Source organism: Methylobacterium sp. Leaf465, assembly GCF_001424705.1.
Taxonomy (GTDB): Bacteria; Pseudomonadota; Alphaproteobacteria; order Rhizobiales; family Beijerinckiaceae; genus Methylobacterium.
In genome coordinates this window covers 1-1,730 of the sequence record NZ_LMRA01000040.1, presented here as the reverse complement: position 1 = coordinate 1,730, position 1,730 = coordinate 1, and the positions used below count along the sequence as shown (strand labels likewise).

The 1,730-nt window shown below is 63.8% G+C and carries 1 protein-coding gene and 1 pseudogene; both read right to left on the bottom strand.

Translation table 11 applies throughout. The annotated features are described in order from the left end of the window. Positions 1-1,180: pseudogene (locus ASG51_RS17385) on the bottom strand (hypothetical protein); the annotation flags it as partial. A gap of 292 nt (positions 1,181-1,472) precedes the next feature. Beyond that, a partial coding sequence (locus ASG51_RS24500; protein WP_210168771.1) for an Ig-like domain-containing protein occupies positions 1,473-1,730 on the bottom strand: 258 nt, incomplete at both ends.

Below are 1,730 nucleotides of genomic sequence, written 5' to 3'. Positions count from 1 at the left end.
CATCCAGCTGGTCACCACCCGTGTAGGTCGAGGTCGTGCCGTTGTAGACGTAGGTGCCGGCGTTCAGCGTCGCGGCAGTGGCCTGAACGATCTGGTCGCCCCCCGACAGCAGGACCACGTCAGTCCCAGTCGTGAGCAGGGTGGTGCCCGCCGGAAGCGGCGGCTTCGTGTAGGTGCCTGAGGCGTCGGTGATGGTCTCGATGGAGCTGGTGAAGAGCTGATCGCGCTGAGCGGCGGTCAGGGTCGCACCCTTGAGGATGATCATGATCTGAAGGGCGGACTGGTAGCTGTCGACGGTGAAGCTGGTGCCCGTCGTGTTCAGGCTCGTRATGGTCCCGGTGCTGGCGCTGGGATACAGGCCCGAGGAGACGATCTTGCTGGTCAGGTCGAGAGCCGTAGCCGTCGTRGCCAGCGTTCCGTTGTAGCCCAAGCTGATGCTGGTGACGTCGGCCAGCGCCGCAGCGTCCACCTTCACGATGGTCTTGCCAGTGCCCATGATGTTGCCCGACACGCTCAGGCTCTCAACATGGCTGAGGCTGATGCYGGTCAGGTCGTAGGTCGTGTCGACGCTCGAGGACGTTCCCGTCGTGGGGTTGTAGTTGTAGGGCGCGGACAGGCTCARGGTGTCGTAGCCYGCACCGCCATCGATGACGCTGCCCGCCTGCAGCTTGGTCGGGCCATTGACGTTGATCTGGTCGCTCTCGTTGGACAGGCTCAAGGTGTCGTAGCCCGCACCGCCATCGATGACGCTGCCCGCCTGCAGCTTGGTCGGGCCATTGACGTTGATCTGGTCGCTCTCGTTCCCGCCCTGCAGCGTGACCCGACCGGTGCCGAGCGTGACCGAGATCCCGCCCGTGGTCGGAAAGGAAGTCGATCCCCCCGGCGTGGTGGTGCCGTCGCTGAGCACGACCTTGAGATCCACACCGTCGCGCAGCGTCAGGTAGGCATAGCTGGAGGTGACGTTGGTGAGGCGCACCTCCTCGAAGCCAGAGAACTGGGCTAGATTTGCAAGGTCGAAGCTGCCCGGACCCGTCAGTGCGAGCACGTCGTAGCCAGCGCCCCCATCCAGCTGATCGCCGCCCGTGTAGGTCGAGGTCGTGCCGTTGTAGACGTAGGTATTGGCGTTCAACGTCGCTGCAGTGGCCTGAACGATCTGGTCGCCCGCCGACAGCAGGACCACGTCGGTTCCTGTGGTAAGGACCGCCGCCCCTCGCTCGATCGTATCGATCGCCGTGACAACACGACTGCCAGCGCCTGTGTTTCCAGCAGCGTCCGCGTAGAGACCCGCCGCAATGCTGATCTCACCTGAACCAGTGTAGTTCGCGTCAGGCGTGAACACCGCAGTATAGCGCAGCGGATCGACCATCGTGAGGCTGCTCAGCTGCCCATGCGTCGCCGTCACATCGCTCAGGGCAAAGCCTGTGACGACTTCGCTGAACTGGAAGGTGACGATGGCGGACTCACCTGCCAGNGCTGCTCAGCTGCCCATGCGTCGCCGTCACATCGCTCAGGGCAAAGCCTGTGACGACTTCGCTGAACTGGAAGGTGACGATGGCGGACTCACCTGCCAGCAGCTGTCCGTCGTTGATGCTCAAGGTCAGTACGGGCGGCGTCAGATCGAGGGGGCCTGCCTTCGTGTAGGTGCCTGAGGCGTCGGTGATGGTCTCGATGGAGCTGGTGAAGAGCTGATCGCGCTGAGCGGCGGTCAGGGTCGCACCCTTGAGGATGAT